We start from the raw sequence: 15428 nt of genomic DNA, 5'->3' as shown, positions 1-15428 counted from the left end.
CCACAACCTTATCATGTGGACGACGCACCAACGTTAACGCTTTTTTAACCGAAGCAGCAAGCGCCTTTCATGGAAAGCCACAAATAAAAAACCCGGCACATGGCCGGGTTTTCTAAAATCAAAATCTTCAAGTCAATCAAACAGCAAGCTTGGACTTTTCGAAACGCTTGCGGTCGTTCGCGTCAAGGAACATCTTGCGCAGGCGGATCGACTTTGGCGTGACTTCCATCAGCTCATCGTCCTGAATCCACGACAATGCGCGGTCAAGGGTCATGCGGATTGGCGGTGTCAGCTTCACAGCTTCATCCTTGCCGGCAGCGCGGATGTTGGTGAGCTGCTTGCCCTTCAGAACGTTCACTTCGAGATCGTTGTCACGGGTATGAATACCAATGATCATACCGGCGTAAACCTTTTCACCTGGCTCGATGATCATCGGACCCCGGTCTTCAAGGTTAAACATCGCGTAAGCAACCGCTTCACCCGAACCGTTGGACAGGAGAACACCGTTGACGCGACCGGCAATAGCACCCTTGAATGGCTGGTAGTCATGGAACAAACGGTTCATGATGGCCGTACCGCGCGTATCCGTCAGCAGTTCGGACTGGTAGCCGATCAGACCGCGGGTCGGAGCAAGGAACTTCAAACGAACGCGGTTACCACCGGAAGGACGCAGTTCGGTCATTTCAGCCTTACGTTCAGACATTTTCTGAACGACGACACCGGAATGTTCTTCATCAACGTCGATAACGACTTCTTCGATCGGCTCGATGGTCTGGCCGTTCTCGTCCTTCTGCATCACAACGCGAGGACGCGAAACTGCAAGTTCGAAACCTTCGCGACGCATGGTTTCGATCAGAACTGCAAGCTGCAATTCGCCACGACCGGAAACGAAGAATGAATCCTTGCCTTCAGCTTCTTCGATCTTGAGAGCGACGTTGCCTTCAGCTTCCTTGAACAGACGGTCGCGGATAACGCGAGACGTTACCTTGTCGCCTTCTGTGCCGGCAAGCGGGCTGTCGTTAACGATGAAGGACATCGTAACGGTTGGCGGATCGATCGGCTGAGCCTTCATCGCTTCCGTGACCGAAGGATCACAGAATGTATCAGCAACGGTACCCTTGGAGAGACCGGCAATAGCAACGATGTCGCCTGCATGCGCTTCGTCAATAGCTGTGCGCTCAATACCGCGGAACGCGAGAATCTTGGAAATACGACCGGTTTCGATGGTCTTTCCATCCTGACCCAAGACCTTGACGGCCTGGTTAGGCTTGATCGAACCAGATGCGATACGACCAGTGATGATACGGCCGAGGAAGGGGTTGGCTTCCAGAATGGTACCGATCAGGCGGAAAGGACCTTCTTCAATTGTTGGCTCAGGAACGTGCTTCAGAACCAGATCCAAAAGTGGTGCAAGACCCTCATCCTTAGGACCTTCCGGGTTGACGTTCATCCAGCCATCGCGGCCCGAACCGTACAGGATCGGGAAGTCGAGCTGTTCATCAGTCGCATCGAGGTTTGCGAACAGGTCGAAAACTTCGTTGATAACTTCTTCATGACGGCCGTCTGGACGGTCGATCTTGTTGATCGCGACGATTGGGCGAAGACCAACCTTGAGCGCCTTGGAAACAACGAACTTGGTCTGCGGCATTGGGCCTTCAGACGAGTCGACCAGAACGATCGCGCCATCCACCATCGAAAGGATACGCTCAACTTCGCCACCGAAGTCGGCGTGGCCGGGGGTGTCGACGATGTTGATGCGAACACCCTTCCACTCAACCGAAGTTGCCTTGGCGAGAATGGTGATGCCGCGCTCTTTTTCGAGGTCGTTGGAGTCCATAACGCGCTCAGCAACGCGCTGGTTGTCACGGAACGAGCCGGACTGCTTCAGAAGTTCGTCAACGAGGGTTGTTTTCCCATGGTCAACGTGCGCGATGATCGCGATGTTGCGAATTGCCATTGTTCAAAATCTCTGAGGTTGGGCGCTCAATTCGGGAGGGTGCGCCAGTTCATTTGGCGCGCTCATAACCTTTTTTTTGGTTTTGCGAAAGGGGGGCCATGTCATATGACCCTTGCGTATACGCAATAACATAAAAATATGACAGCCAAAGCGCGCAACCCAAAGCGGTTGGCGTTTTCTGAAACGCTTTCGATTTCCGCATAGTTTTCAACAAAAAGGCGGGGAATGACCCCGCCTCATATTGTTAGATTAAACCACGCTTTTTCAGCATCGCATCCGGGCTTGGCATTTTTCCGCGAAATGCCAGATAGGCCGCCTCAGGGTCAACGGAACCGCCAGACGAGTAGACATTCTCCTTCAACTTGCGGGCAAGCTCCGCGTTGAACGGGTTGCCACTTTCCTCAAATGCCGCAAACGCATCGGCATCCAGAACTTCGGACCACATGTAGGAGTAATAACCGGCAGAATATCCGTCACCGGAGAAGACGTGCTGGAAGTGCGGGGTGGCGTGACGCATGACCAAAGACTGCGGCATGGAAAGCGAAGACAGCACTTCAGCCTGCACCGCCATGGGATCATTCACCTTGCTGCGGTTGTGGAACGCCATGTCGACCAACGCCGACGAAGTATATTCCACCGTGTTGAAACCGGCATTGAAGGTTTGCGCTGCCAGAACCTTGTCGAGCAACGCTTTCGGCATTGGCTGACCGGTTTCGAAATGCAGCGCATAGGTGCTGAGAATTTCCGGCACTGTCAGCCAGTGTTCGTAAAGCTGCGACGGCAGTTCCACGAAGTCACGTGACACACCGGTTCCCGAAACGGAAGGATAGGTCACGTCGGACAACATGCCGTGCAGCGCATGGCCGAATTCATGAAACAGGGTACGGGCGTCGTCCAGCGACAGCAGCGCCGGCTTGCCTTCCGCTGGCTTGGCGAAATTGCAAACATTGTAGATGATCGGCAGTTCGCCCTGAACACCGTTTTTCAGGGTCAGTTTGTGCTGCGATTGGAACGAGCTCATCCACGCACCGGAACGCTTGGACGGACGCGCGAAATAATCACCAAGGAACATTGCTTTCAGCGCACCCTTGTCGTCACGAATTTCGAAAACCCGCACATCCGGATGGTAACCTGTCACGCCTTTCATCTCGGAGGCACGAACGCCAAATAGTCGTGTTGCCACGTCGAAGCAGGCATCAATGATCTTTTCGAGCTGAAGATATGGCTTCAGTTCGGCTTCAGAAAAATTGAACTTCTGTGCACGCAGCTTTTCGGCGTAGTGACGCCAATCCCATGGGGAAACCTCGTGATTACGGCCTTCTTCGCGGATGAGGTCGGCAAGCTCGGCTTCTTCCTCACGGGCCCGAGCAACAGCCTTTTCCCATACCGTGGTCAACAGGCCATTTACCGCCTGTGGCGTTTTCGCCATGGTGTCGTCCAGCTTGTATGCAGCAAAGCTTTCGTAACCGAGCAGACCGGCCTTTTCCTCACGCAGCGAAAGCGTCTGTTTGACAATGTCGATATTGTCGGTTTCTCCGCCATTCGCACCGCGCGCCACCCAGGCCTTGAAGGCCTGCTCACGCAGATCACGACGTTCGGAGAATGTCAGGAACGGTTCGATAATCGAACGCGACAGGGTTACCGCATAGGCCGCGCCCAGACCTTTTTCCTTGGCAGCTGAGGCCATTGCGTCACGCAAAAATGCAGGAATGCCGGCAAGCTCCTCGTCACTGGACAACGCCAGCGACCAGTTTTTTTCATCGGCCAGAACGTTTTGGCCAAACTTGGCACCAAGACCAGCCAGTTGCTCGTTAATTGCAGCAAGCCGTTCTTGACGGTCCTTGGCTAGCTTGGCGCCGGAGCGGACAAAACCCTTCCAATGTCGTTCCAGAACCCGCTTTTCCTCAGTCGTCAGGCCAAGCGTCTCACGCTTTTCCCAGAGAGCATCGATGCGAGCAAAAAGCTGCGCATTCATACCAATCTTCGAATAATGACGCGACATTTTCGGCGCGATTTCACGCTCCAGCGCCTGAATGGTCTCGTTGGTGTTGGAGCCCGCCTTGTTCCAGAAGATCGACGAAACACGTGAAAGTTCGTCGCCGGCAATTTCCAGCGCAACGATGGTGTTTACAAAGGTTGCGGCCTCGGCATTGCCTGCAATCGCTTCGATTTCCGCTTCGTGATTTGCCAATGCGACATCAAAGGCTGGCGCAAAATCACTGTCTTTCACCGCGTCGAACTGCGGCAATCCGTTCGGTCCGGTCCACTGAAAAAGCGCCTGATTTGCTGCGGAATGCGATGTCATATGCCTTCACCTCTGAACTGTTACCTTAAACCGCATATAGTACAGGCATTGGTCAAAATCCAATCAGCTTCGCAGGTTTAAAATGAGGTTTTTGCGCCCACCATCAAGGCGGAAATGTTACCCGATTTGGCATCAGAAAGGGGGATAAGGGTAGAGAAGAAGTCAGGGATTGCAGGCGTTTTGAAACCTCACGACAATATCCGGTGCATAAAGCCGACACGCTGCCCTTTGAGGCGTGCAGAATATTGACCGACACCCTGAACGTGTGATGTATTTTTCCAATAATATCCCATGATGGAGATATAAATTATGGAGATTTATTCTTTACGGACATCCGCGAATTTCATTTTTAACAATAGCGCCAAGAAAAATCCGACGCCAGAAATTGAAATTCCTCGTATCGAAGAACAATCAAACAGCGAAACCTTTGCGGCCCCGCAAGAGCAAAATGAGCGTGTTAATTTCTCCAGCATAAGCCCGCGCGAATTACGCGACATGGCAACTGAATATTATCAGGCCGGGCAAATACAGCAGACGATATATAGCGAGCTATCGTCTGAACTTCCCACCCATGCCTTGAATGCAATGGGCGAAGTGGTCGATCTTACCCACATCACCGACGATACCTATTTCGATTTTGGCTCTTATTTCCGGGACCAACTGACCATTGCCCAATCCATCGGTGATCCCGCCAAGGCGGAAGTTCTTGAAGATGTCGTGTCGTTTATCGACAGCGTTTGAAGCCAAAGCGCGTTGATTTGCGGCTTTGGCGACTAGGTGCCTCGCAAGTTGATTTGATTTCCACGGTAAAACTAGTAAGTCTGCCTTATGGAAGGCGGCTCATGACACAGCATCAGGAAACACAATCGATTGCATTTCTGGTCATTTCCGGTGCGCGCCTGTTCAACAGCGCATTTGAAAAACGTGTCTCTATAGCCGGTCTGGAATTGACGCCAGGTGAAGCTCGAACCTTGCTGACAATCGCTGCTATCAATGGCAGCAGGCAAACTGAAATTGCCGCCCGTATCGGCGTGGAGCCAATGACCCTCTGCGCCTATCTTGACCGGCTGGAGGGCTTGAGCCTTGTCGAGCGCCAACAGGATCAGAAGGATCGCCGCTCCAAGCGCGTGTTTCTCGCTCCGGCCTCGACCGTTATGCTCAAGGAAATTCGCATTGAGATCGATGCCCTGATCACGCAGGCGACCAAAGGCATGACCAAGACAGAGGTTGATACCATGCATCGGTCACTCACCCTCCTGAACAGCAATCTGCAAAACCTGCAGGATCAGCCTTAAGCGGCGATAATCGGAATATCAGAACGAATGTCGCCTCCTCTACCCGCTCCTACTCCGATCATGACTACACGGCGCACCGCCATTCTTGGTGCCCTGCTAATGGCGATCGGGCCAATTTCCATGGCGATCTACACGCCGGCCATGCCGGAACTGGTCAATGCATTCGGCACAACGGAAGCGGCAATCAAGATCAGCCTTGCCCTGTATTTTGCAGGTTTCGCGCTGGCGCAGCTTGTATCCGGCCCGGCATCGGATGCTTTTGGTCGTAAGGCAGCCAGCCTTGTTTTTCTGTCGATCTATCTGGCAGGCGGGCTGATTGCAGTGTCTGCTCCATCGGTCGAGTTTCTACTGGCCGCCCGACTTATCCAGGGTATCGGCGTATCCGTTGGCATGACGGTGGCGCGCGCCATTGTCCGCGACCAGTTTATTGGATCTGAAGCATCCAGTATCCTCAACCTGATCGGCATCATGCTGGCAATCGGCCCTGCTATTGGCCCGACAATGGGCGGACTGTCGCTTGCCGCCTTTGGTTGGCATTCTGTTTTTTGGCTGATGGTTGGTTTTGGCGTCATATCGGTGGTCGCAGTCGTATTTTTCCTGCGTGAGACAACCGTGCCGGACAGAAAGCTGATCAGGCCGAGTAACCTCGTCCGAGCCTACGCCGAATTGCTCAGAAACAAACGTTTCCTCTTTGCAGCCATGATCATGGCCGGTTCGGTTGGCGCCCTTTATGCCCAAGCCACGATGCTGTCCTTTATCCTCATCAATGAGGTCGGCCTGACGCCAACGGGATTTGGGCTGAGCATGCTGATGCAATCAGGCGCTTATTTCTCCGGTTCTGTCGCGCTGCGGTTTCTGGTCAAAATCTTAGGTGACCGCCACTCCGCAATTCTCGGACTATGCTGTTCGGGCATCGGCGGAACATTGATGATCCTGTCAGTTTTCCTTCTGGAGCCATCGTTCATTACCATCATGGGGCCGGTGGCTGTTGCCACCTTCGGCATCGCATTGATCACGCCTTATATCGTGACGGCTGCGATGGCGCCCTTTCCGCATATTGCGGGCTCGGCATCGGCAATGATGGGTTTTATCCAGATGAGTTCCGGCTTTATCGCCGGTGTTGTGGCCTCGCTTATTGGCTCGCCACTACTCGCCTTCGGCACTGTTATTCCTTTTATGGAATTTATGGCCATCGCTGGCTACATCGGTTTTGCCAGCTTCACCCGCAAAACGGCGTGAAAAAACCGCGGCGTCGCCACCGCGGTTCTTTAAAATCACAGGCTCTGTCGATTACTTGCCCTGATTACGCTTTGCGAGGGTGCGCAGACGAAGTGCGTTGAGCTTGATGAAGCCAGCTGCATCCTTCTGGTCGTAGGCACCCTGGTCGTCTTCAAACGTCACCAGCTTGTCGGAGTAGAGCGACTTGTCGCTTTCGCGGCCAGTCACCATCACATTGCCCTTGTAGAGTTTCAACGTGACTTCGCCCTCAACATGCTCTTGGCTCTTGTCGATCAGTGCCTGCAGCATTTCGCGCTCTGGCGAGAACCAGAAGCCGTAATAGATCAACTCGGCGTAACGTGGCATCAGCTCATCCTTGAGATGGGCTGCACCACGGTCAAGCGTGATGGATTCGATGGCGCGGTGAGCAGCCAACAGGATTGTACCGCCAGGTGTTTCGTAAACGCCACGCGACTTCATGCCAACAAAACGGTTCTCAACGAGGTCGAGACGACCGATACCATTGTCACGACCGTAGTTATTCAGCGCAGCAAGCAAGGTTGCCGGCGACATTTCAACGCCGTTGATCGAGCAAGCATCGCCCTTACGGAAACCAATCTTGATGGTTGTTGCCTGATCCGGTGCAGCTTCAGGAGAGATCGTGCGCATGTGCACATATTCCGGAGCCTCGACCGCCGGGTCTTCCAGAACCTTGCCCTCGGAAGAGGAGTGCAGCAGGTTGGCGTCGACGGAGAATGGCGCCTCGCCCTTCTTGTCCTTGGCAACCGGGATCTGGTTTTCTTCGGCGAACTTCAGCAGATCAGTACGGCTCTTGAAGGCCCAGTCGCGCCATGGAGCAATGATCTTGATATCAGGGTTCAGCGCATAGGCCGAAAGTTCGAAGCGAACCTGGTCGTTGCCCTTGCCGGTTGCGCCGTGGGCAATCGCGTCTGCGCCGGTCTTCTTCGCGATATCGATGAGGTGCTTGGAAATCAGCGGACGCGCAATGGACGTGCCCAACAGATAGACGCCTTCATAAACAGCGTTGGCGCGGAACATTGGGAATACGAAATCACGCACGAATTCTTCGCGAACGTCCTCAACGAAGATTTCCTTGATGCCCAGCATCTCGGCCTTCTTGCGTGCTGGTTCCAGCTCTTCGCCCTGACCAAGGTCAGCTGTGAAGGTTACGACTTCCGCACCGAGTTCGGTCTGGAGCCATTTCAGGATGATCGAGGTATCGAGACCGCCAGAATAGGCGAGAACGACTTTCTTAACGTCTTTCGGAAGTGCCATGAGTGATGTCCATCTGCGTACCGGCGAGCGATGAGTTCGCCATTTCCTTGGGAATGCGGCACTTTTAGCGAGTTTATTGGCGCACGCAAGGAAAACCGGTGAAAGGCAGTGTCAGAGCAAGTGAAATTCCACCGGGAACAAAATCCGTCCTCGTGAATTAAGCCATCCGGGCATCTTCGCTCTGAAGGGAAGATTTGAGGAGAGACCGATGAGCAATCCGCATCCAGCATTCGCGCAAGGCAATGTCGCGGTCATCACAGGGGCCGCTTCGGGGATAGGGCTGGCGGCAGCAAAAAAATTCGCAAGTCTCGGCATGAGTGTCGTGCTGGCGGATCTGGAGGGCGACAACTTGGCCAATGCTTATGCCGATGTATTGGCAGAGGCCGAGGAAGGCGAAGCGCAGGTCGTGTCGATTGCGTCTGATGTTTCAAAACCCGATGACCTCGGCGCACTGGAACGCGCCGTTATCCAGCGTTTCGGCCGGGTACATGTGTTGATGAACAATGCTGGCATTCAGCCGGGCAGCTCGATCTTTGGCCCGCAGACCAATTGGGAAAATGTGTTTGGCGTCAACCTGCTCGGCGTCATCAATGGCAGCCGCGTGTTTGGACCAGGCATGATTGGCCATGGCGAGCCGGGCCTGATCATCAATACCGGCTCCAAACAAGGCATCACCACCCCTCCGGGCGATCCGGCCTATAATGTTTCAAAAGCCGGTGTCAAAGCCTTTACCGAGGCACTGCAGCATGAACTGCGCAACGTTGCCGATTGCGCGATTACCGCCCATATGCTGATCCCCGGTTTTGTCTTTACCAACCTCACGGCCAATGGTCGCACGGAAAAACCTGAGGGGGCATGGACACCGGAACAAACCATTGAGTTCATGCTGGAAAGCATTGGTCACGGTGATTTCTATATACTGTGCCCGGACGGCGAAGTGGACAGAAAGACAGACGAAAAGCGTATTCTCTGGGCCGCAGGCGATATCGTTGAAAACAGGCCACCTCTGTCACGTTGGCATGGAGATTACACCGGCGCTTTTGATTCCTTTCTCAAGGCGCAGCAGTAAATAGCTGGCGTCGCGATATCCGCGTTCACCGATACCGTTCATCGATCGGCAAACAGAAAGACCAGGCTTTCGATAGCATGGTCTTTTTTTTCCTCTGCCGTTCCGGTCCAAAATTGTTGCTCGCGTTGTGACCGCCATGATCACCGCATTGGTTGTGCGCTGGTTTTAGATCACACGCATTAATTTTCTCGTCGCAATAAGACAGGCTGCCCCACCTTTCGCGGAACATATCCTCGTACAAGGGATGCATTTCGCCACCTCAAAATTGAATCGATTCAATAACAATATGGAAATCAAATTGAACCGATTCAATAGTACGCAAAAATTCGCTCTGTCAAACGTTTCTTGAACCGATACAAAAAGCTGCTACTTTTTATGAAGACAAAAAAGGAGTGGTTTTGACAAAAGGCCCGATAAGACTGGCAGATATCGCCAAGGCGGCAGGGGTTTCCCAAGGTACGGCATCGAATGTTTTCAGCCGGCCGGAAATCGTCCGTGAAGAAGTCCGCGAACGTGTGCTCGGTATCGCGCGGGATCTTGGCTATAAAGGACCTGACGTGAAGGGCCGACTGCTGCGTGCCGGCAAGTTCAACGCCATCGGCGTCGCATCATTGGAGCGGCTCTCCTATTTCTTTGATGACCCATGGGCACGCGCCATGATGAAGGCTGTCAGTGACGTTTGCGATGAAACCGGCACTGGCATTGCACTGGTTTCTGCCCGCAATCAGCAAAAACTGGCCTGGAATATCAACAGCGCTCTGGTTGATGGTTTTATTCTTCTCTGCGTCAAAGAAGGTGGCAGGCTGGTCGATCTCAGCCGACAACGACAGGTACCGTGCGTCGCGCTGGCGCTGGAAAACGCCGAAGACGGCTTTCCGATCATCGAAATTGATAATCGCAAGGGTGCAGAAACCGCTGCCCGACACCTGGCAGAACTTGGCCACAAGAACTTTGCCGTCCTGGCGATCACCCACCGCTCGGCAGTTCCGGGAACGGTGAAACCAGAGGCGGTAACCTCTGCAATGTCATCCAGCGCGAGACTGCGCATCGAAGGTTATTTCGATGCCCTGCGGGACTTCGACATCAATCCGCAGGACGTGGCGATCCACGCCACGCTCAACGACAAGAAGAGCGTCGTTAACGCATTGGAAGCGCTGTTTTCGGCACCTGAACCACCAACAGCACTGCTTGCCATGTCGGATCGTATCGCGCTTTACGCCATACAGTGGCTAACTGAACGTGGCATATCTGTTCCCAATGATGTCTCGATCATCGGTTTTGACGGTGTTCCAGAGTCCGCCTTGAGCACACCAGCCCTGACAACAATGCAGCAGTCATTTGAAGACATCGCAGCCAAGGCAGTAAGTGCCATCCTGAATGACGAGGAACTGGCAAGCAGTCAAATTTTGGATGTGAAGCTGGTTTTGCGGAACAGCACGGCACCACCACGATCATTTTCCGCAAGCCTAATATAAGCAACGATTGGCAGAATTATAAAATACCGCTACAGCTTGGCCAAAGGACACATTAACCGGGTGCCATTCTCATGGATTTCGTGCCAAGCCTGCCAACCCTCATTGCATTCACCATCGCTATTCTGCTTTTGGCTGTCACGCCCGGTCCTGACATGACGCTGTGGATCAGCCGCTCCCTACGTGAAGGACGTGCAGCTGGCTTCATGACACTGGTCGGCACCAATCTCGGCATCACTGTGCACACCATGCTGGTGGCATTTGGTGTTGCTGCCCTCATCGTCGCTTCACCGACCGCCTTTTTGATCTTGAAGACTGGTGGCGCTGCCTACCTCGTCTGGCTGGCCATTCAAGCTGTCCGCAAGGGGTCCGACTTCGTGATGGCAAAACCGGCGGAAGAAAAGACACAAGGATCGTGGGTTTCCGCACTGGTGAATGGGCTGTGGGTCAATCTTCTGAACCCGAAGGTCATCATCTTCTTCATGACCTTTTTGCCGCAGTTCGTCAGCGCATCGGATCCGCACGTCACCGGCAAGCTGATCTTCCTAGGCATTTGGTCGATTATCGTCGCGCTGCCAATCGGTATCGGCATTGTCATTGCCGCAGATGCCCTGTCTTCATGGCTGCAGCGCAACCGCAAGGTTCTGCGCGGGCTGGATTATACGATCGCGGGGGTCTTCTCGCTATTTGCAGTGAAGATTTTCCTCACCCAGACCAAATAAAAGCAAACCGCGCAGGCCTTCGGCAAGAGAGTTTGTTGCGACTTGCCACGAGCTATACGTTCAAAAGTCGACTCTTAGAGAACGCAAGAACGTTTTGTTCTTTGTGACATCGGGATGGAGAAATGCCAAACGAAGACCTTGCCCGCTTGATAAGCAATATTGCGCTATCCGATCGCAAGGCCTTTGTTGTGCTTTACAACCAGACAAGCTCGAAACTTTTCTCCATTTGCCTGCGTATATTAAAAAATCGGACAGATGCCGACGAGGCGCTGCAGGAAGTTTACGTCAAGGTTTGGCAGCGTTCTCATTTGTTTTCGGCCATATCCGGTACTCCGGAAAGCTGGCTGGCAACAATTGCGCGCAATCAGTCAATCGATATGATTCGTATGCGTAAACCGATAGCCAGCGAGTTGGATGAGGTGTTTGATCTGAGTGATCAGGCCCCAAACCCGGAGCAGGCGACATTGCAAAGGGATACAGGTCGCACAATAGATTTGTGTCTCGATGAGCTGGAAGAAACCCGTGCGGAGGCCGTAAAACGCGCTTATCTGGACGGAATGACCTATCAGGAACTTGCAGATCGGTACGCTGTACCATTGAATACAATGCGGACATGGTTGAGACGCAGTCTCATCAAACTCAAAGAGTGCATGGAGAGATGACAGGTCCGAAGCAAACTAAAGGGAGCAATCCCCGAGATGACATCATCGCCGCAGAGTATGTTCTGGGCGTTTTGTCGTTTGCTGACCGGAAAACCGTTGAACAACGTCTTCTCAACGACACGACCTTTGCCGACCTTGTTAAAAACTGGGAAGAGCAATTTTCTAGCCTCAATAATGCCTATGAACCAATAGCACCAGATGCGGCGACGCTTGCCAGGGTCGAAGACCGCTTATTTGGCGTCTCTCAACACCAAATCGAGTCCCCGTTCCGAATTTGGAGTTCACTCGGTTTCTGGCGAAGTATGACAGCGCTGACTTCCGCTGCTGCGGCCTTCGCCATGGTCATGATGGTTATGTCACCATCATCCCAGCCATCGACACGTATGTCATACATGGCCGAACTATCATCTCCCGACACACCAATGGCCGTCATGGTGGTTTATGACGCGGAGACGGGGAAAATGGTTCTGACGCCAATGGCGGCGGGGGATAAGGAGCAAAAATCTCTCGAACTTTGGCTGGTAAATGCTGACGGAAGCCCTCGGTCGCTTGGCGTGATTGACCCGCATACCGATGCGGAAATGATCGTGCCGGTCGACATGCGTGATGCGCTACATGATGGAATGACCCTGGCTGTCAGTCTCGAGCCATACGGCGGGTCCCCAACTGGCAAACCAACAGGCCCTGTTCTCGCAAGTGGAACAACGCGCCAATTGTAGGTTTGCTTTTCCTTCATTTAAAAAAAATGTCACCGTCCTGAAACTTCGTGTGAACATCACCCGTATCTCTTCATGTCCCGGATATGCCGCTTGCAACAACGCTGGTGGCGATTGGCGGAACCAGAGGAGAATACGCCATGATAAAATCCACCCTACGCATGGTTGCGCTTGCCGCAGCAGTTTCAACGGTTGCATTCGCAGCCCAGGCCAAAAACCCGATGGTTGGCGGCGCCGCGATGTATGAGAACAAAAACATCGTCGAAAACGCCATGAACTCCAAAGACCACACCACGCTGGTTGCCGCTGTCAAAGCTGCTGGCCTGGTCGAAACGCTGCAGGGCAAGGGGCCATTCACAGTTTTTGCCCCAACCAATGAAGCTTTCGCCGCCTTGCCAAAAGGCACCGTGGATACCCTGCTGAAGCCTGAAAACAAAGCTCAGCTTACCAAGATCCTCACCTGCCATGTCGTTGCTGCAGATGCCATGTCGACCGCGATTGAAAAGATGATCAAGGACGATGGCGGCACCCATGACGTCAAAACCGTTGGCGGCTGCATCCTGAAAGCCAAAGAAAGCATGGGCAATATCACACTAACCGATGAAGCCGGCAATGAAGCCCACGTCACCATTGCCGACGTCAAACAATCGAACGGCGTCATTCACGTCATCGACAAGGTCTTGCTGCCGAAAATGTAATTGGTATCGGCGCAAGAACCGGAGCGCTTTCACTTGGGTTTCGGATGAATAAAAAAATCTCGACTGAGATTTCGAGGCGCCTTATATCGGCGCCTCTCTTTTTGCCCGCTGGGCAACAATGGTCTAACGGCAGAAAAGATCAGCCGATCAGCAACTCGTCATCATCAAGCGCCTGACCGCGTATCTTGCGGAACATCTCGATAAGGTCTTCGACCTGCAGGCCCTTGCGGCTTTCACCGGACACATCGAGAACGATCTCACCACCATGCAGCATGATCGTGCGGTCACCATAATCCAGCGCCTGTCGCATGGAGTGCGTCACCATCAATGTGGTCAACTTGCGCTCCTCAACCACCTTACGGGTCAATTCCATGACGAATTCCGCCATGCCGGGATCAAGTGCCGCCGTGTGTTCGTCGAGCAGCAACACATCGGAATCGGCAAGCGTTGCCATGACCAGCGATACAGCCTGACGCTGACCGCCCGACAACAGATCCATGCGGTCTTTCAAGCGGTTCTCAAGCCCGAGATTAAGCGAGGCGATGCGTTCGCGGAAGAAGTCACGACGACCACCACCCAAGGCAGGCAGAAGACCGCGGAACTTGCCGCGTGATGCCGCAAGCGCCAGGTTTTCTTCGATGCTGAGCGCACCGCAGCTGCCAGCCAGTGGATCCTGAAACACGCGGGCGACCTTGCCAGCACGGTTAGCCGTTGGTTTGCGTGTTACATCACTGCCGCCAATGGTGACCTTGCCAGCAGTCGGCAGAACATCACCCGCCAGAACGCCGAGCAGTGTCGACTTGCCGGCGCCGTTGGAGCCGATAACGGTAACAAAAGACCCATCTTCAATTTTAAGATCGACCTTCGACAGCGCCTGCTTTTGCAGCGGCGTGCCTCGACCGAAGATAACCTGAATACCATCGAGCGCGATCATGATGATGCTCCTCCGCGACGCAGTCTTGGAAGGATGAGAGCAATCGCCACCAGAACCGCCGTAACGAAGTTAAGGTCGGATGCCTTCAATCCCAGACTGTCACTGGACAGCGCCAACTGGATGGCAAGGCGATAGGCAATCGAACCGAACACGCAGCCGATCAGAGCAATCAGAATACCGCGAGCCCCAAACAGCGTTTCACCGATGATAACGGCAGCAAGACCAACAACGATGGTACCGACACCGGAGGTCACATCGGCAAAACCGTTCGTTTGTGCAAACAATGCCCCACCAAGCGCCACAAGTGCGTTGGAAATTGCCATACCGAGATAAATCTGGTTGCCGGTCTTCACACCCTGCGCACGCGCCATACGGGCGTTGGCACCGGTCGCGCGCATGGCAAGGCCCGCATCGCTCTCAAGGAAACGCCAAACCACGATCACAGCGATTAGCACCAAGGCTCCAACGAACAACGGACGCACCAGATATTCAGACAGACCAAGACCATAAAATGGTTCGATCATCGTTTCCTGATTGAGCAGCGCCACATTCGGTTTGCCCATGACACGCAGGTTGACAGAAAACAGTGCTATCATCGTCAGAATTGACGCGAGTAGATTGAGGATCTTGAAGCGGACATTCAGCGTCGCGGTCACAACACCGGCAACGGCACCGGCCGCCATCGCACAGGCGGAAGCGAGCCAAGGGTTCAGACCCGCGATGATCAGAACCGCAGCAACGGCTGCACCAAGCGGAAAAGAACCGTCTACGGTCAGATCCGGGAAATCCAACACACGGAATGCGAGGTAAACGCCAATAGCAACAAAGGCGAAAACCAGCCCCATTTCTACAGCACCCCAGAAGGCGATTTGACTCACAAGAAAAATCCTTGGTTTATCGCCCAATGCTCACACTGGGCGCATTTACTGCAGTTCCTAAACTGCCATGAAAGCTGCTCGCTGACCCCGTCGTCGCAATCCTGCCTGGAGGATTGGATCACATCTACCTTTGACGATGCCCGGGACATGCCCGGGCATGACGAAGATCGTGCGGCAGTTTTCTCAAGACATAACGAGGCTGCCCG

The 15428-nt window shown here is 53.6% G+C and carries 14 protein-coding genes; 9 read left to right on the top strand and 5 right to left on the bottom strand.

Annotated features, from left to right (window positions below; translation table 11 throughout):
* Nucleotides 1-136 precede the first annotated feature (136 nt).
* Both typA and M2418_RS23875 read right to left on the bottom strand, forming a co-directional pair.
* Nucleotides 137-1957: a translational GTPase TypA gene (gene typA, locus M2418_RS23880; RefSeq protein ID WP_192490427.1), complete on the bottom strand. Its 1821-nt coding sequence runs from the start codon at nt 1955-1957 to the stop codon at nt 137-139.
* A gap of 244 nt (nt 1958-2201) precedes the next feature.
* Nucleotides 2202-4262, bottom strand: a complete 2061-nt coding sequence (locus M2418_RS23875) for a M3 family metallopeptidase (protein WP_259149542.1) — start codon at nt 4260-4262, stop codon at nt 2202-2204.
* Between the two features lie 309 nt (nt 4263-4571).
* Between M2418_RS23875 and M2418_RS23870 the strand changes: the two genes are divergently transcribed.
* The 3 genes from M2418_RS23870 (at nt 4572) to M2418_RS23860 (ending at nt 6796) form a co-directional block, all read left to right on the top strand.
* Nucleotides 4572-5003 carry a hypothetical protein gene (locus M2418_RS23870; protein ID WP_259149541.1) on the top strand — a complete coding sequence of 144 codons (432 nt, stop codon included), beginning with the start codon at nt 4572-4574 and terminating at the stop codon, nt 5001-5003.
* A 101-nt stretch (nt 5004-5104) separates the two neighbouring features.
* A complete protein-coding gene (locus M2418_RS23865; RefSeq protein WP_250984271.1) occupies nt 5105-5557 on the top strand; it encodes a MarR family winged helix-turn-helix transcriptional regulator in 453 nt (150 codons plus the stop codon).
* A gap of 60 nt (nt 5558-5617) precedes the next feature.
* On the top strand, nt 5618-6796 hold the full coding sequence (locus M2418_RS23860; protein ID WP_250984358.1) for a multidrug effflux MFS transporter: 1179 nt from the start codon (nt 5618-5620) through the stop codon (nt 6794-6796).
* A 51-nt stretch (nt 6797-6847) separates the two neighbouring features.
* Here the strand turns inward: M2418_RS23860 and M2418_RS23855 are convergent, their stop codons facing one another.
* Nucleotides 6848-8071, bottom strand: coding sequence for an argininosuccinate synthase (locus M2418_RS23855; RefSeq protein WP_192490431.1), 1224 nt, complete (start codon nt 8069-8071; stop codon nt 6848-6850).
* Between the two features lie 208 nt (nt 8072-8279).
* Here M2418_RS23855 and M2418_RS23850 point away from each other — a divergent pair, with 208 nt between their 5' ends.
* The 6 genes from M2418_RS23850 to M2418_RS23825 all read left to right on the top strand — a co-directional run bounded on the left by M2418_RS23850 (nt 8280) and on the right by M2418_RS23825 (nt 13410).
* Nucleotides 8280-9140 carry an SDR family NAD(P)-dependent oxidoreductase gene (locus tag M2418_RS23850; RefSeq protein WP_192490432.1) on the top strand — a complete coding sequence of 287 codons (861 nt, stop codon included), beginning with the start codon at nt 8280-8282 and terminating at the stop codon, nt 9138-9140.
* A gap of 398 nt (nt 9141-9538) precedes the next feature.
* The gene (locus tag M2418_RS23845) at nt 9539-10615 is read left to right on the top strand and encodes a LacI family DNA-binding transcriptional regulator (RefSeq protein WP_259149537.1); all 1077 of its coding nucleotides are present in this window, start codon (nt 9539-9541) and stop codon (nt 10613-10615) included.
* A 71-nt stretch (nt 10616-10686) separates the two neighbouring features.
* Nucleotides 10687-11334, top strand: coding sequence for a LysE family translocator (locus tag M2418_RS23840; protein WP_259149536.1), 648 nt, complete (start codon nt 10687-10689; stop codon nt 11332-11334).
* Between the two features lie 122 nt (nt 11335-11456).
* Nucleotides 11457-11996 (top strand): sigma-70 family RNA polymerase sigma factor, encoded by a 540-nt coding sequence (locus tag M2418_RS23835; protein ID WP_259149535.1) that lies wholly within the window; start codon nt 11457-11459, stop codon nt 11994-11996.
* A complete protein-coding gene (locus M2418_RS23830) occupies nt 11993-12715 on the top strand; it encodes an anti-sigma factor domain-containing protein (RefSeq protein ID WP_259149534.1) in 723 nt (240 codons plus the stop codon). Before M2418_RS23835 ends, M2418_RS23830 begins: the two co-directional genes overlap by 4 nt.
* A gap of 137 nt (nt 12716-12852) precedes the next feature.
* Nucleotides 12853-13410: a fasciclin domain-containing protein gene (locus tag M2418_RS23825; RefSeq protein WP_259149533.1), complete on the top strand. Its 558-nt coding sequence runs from the start codon at nt 12853-12855 to the stop codon at nt 13408-13410.
* Between the two features lie 139 nt (nt 13411-13549).
* Here the strand turns inward: M2418_RS23825 and M2418_RS23820 are convergent, their stop codons facing one another.
* Nucleotides 13550-14344, bottom strand: a complete 795-nt coding sequence (locus tag M2418_RS23820; RefSeq protein ID WP_250984264.1) for an ABC transporter ATP-binding protein — start codon at nt 14342-14344, stop codon at nt 13550-13552.
* Nucleotides 14341-15222 carry an ABC transporter permease gene (locus M2418_RS23815; RefSeq protein WP_192490439.1) on the bottom strand — a complete coding sequence of 294 codons (882 nt, stop codon included), beginning with the start codon at nt 15220-15222 and terminating at the stop codon, nt 14341-14343. The genes M2418_RS23820 and M2418_RS23815 overlap by 4 nt, the downstream gene beginning before the upstream one ends.
* Between the last annotated feature and the right edge of the window lie 206 nt (nt 15223-15428).

Source organism: Rhizobium sp. BIGb0125 (assembly GCF_024810055.1).
GTDB lineage: Bacteria > Pseudomonadota > Alphaproteobacteria > Rhizobiales > Rhizobiaceae > Agrobacterium.
The sequence above is the reverse complement of the archived record's forward strand: the minus strand, read 5'-3'. Positions and strand labels throughout refer to the sequence as shown.